Genomic DNA, 877 nt, shown 5'->3' on the forward strand with positions numbered 1-877 from the left:
CACTTTCATCAATCCAGTCCAAAGCACGTATCCCAATCTCATACTCAGTAGGATAGAATTTTTTAATTTCCCATAATAAGCCATTCTTTATCGTCATACCTTCTTGTTGCCGTTCAATTGCAAAATTAATATGATCTGTAAGCGCAACATAAATTGTATCACTCAAATCTTTATGATATTCAACTTTAGCAACTTCAATAATCCTCTCAACTGCTTGTACAACCTCAATAGGCACTTCAATTAATAACGTTTTGAAACGTTCGGATATTTCTTGGTTATTTAAATCAAAAACCTTATCAATCTTTGATTCTTCAACGATATCTCCTTCTTGTTTTTGGAAACCAATGCCTTTTCCCATCACAACACGCTCTTGGTTATTTTGCATAACACTAATCACATTGTTATTTATGATTTTATTTATCTTCATATAACACCCCTTATGGTAGTAAATACATTTTGCCATATGGGTACTGGAAATATCAATATAATAGTGGCTGACGTATCAAACAGATATTTTCCTTCTTATTATTGATTACAATAATCATCCTATTAAAAGTATATTTCGTTATATAATTGATAATAATTATTAATGAAATGTATATTCTTATATTCACACCAAATACGCTTCACACATCAAGATAATTAATTTATATAATGTTATAATTATATAAAAAGAAGTGTGCCCTATGGCTAATGGTTCAGAAGCGATTGTATGGAAACAAAATAGAGTTGCTAAGCAAATGATTAAATCAGAAGCTACTTCACCCGAAAATGCTAAAACTTATGACGATTTAAATATTAAGTACAAAAGAACCTTCAATAATTTATTGAAAAAAGACGTCATAATCAAAACAGGAGATAAATATTACCTTGATGA

At 29.4% G+C, this 877-nt stretch carries 2 protein-coding genes; one reads left to right on the forward strand and one right to left on the reverse strand.

The window, feature by feature from the left end; all coding sequences use genetic code 11:
- Positions 1 to 427 (reverse strand): CAT RNA binding domain-containing protein (locus ACF91D_RS30830; RefSeq protein ID WP_392438565.1); only part of this gene is annotated, 427 nt, incomplete at its 3' end.
- A gap of 259 nt (positions 428 to 686) precedes the next feature.
- On the opposite strand from ACF91D_RS30830, the gene ACF91D_RS30835 reads away from it, so the two are divergent.
- The coding region (locus tag ACF91D_RS30835; RefSeq protein WP_392438566.1) for a hypothetical protein at positions 687 to 877 on the forward strand (191 nt) is incomplete at its 3' end.

Source organism: Staphylococcus sp. 231237_7MaSpsaltlick, from assembly GCF_043107035.1.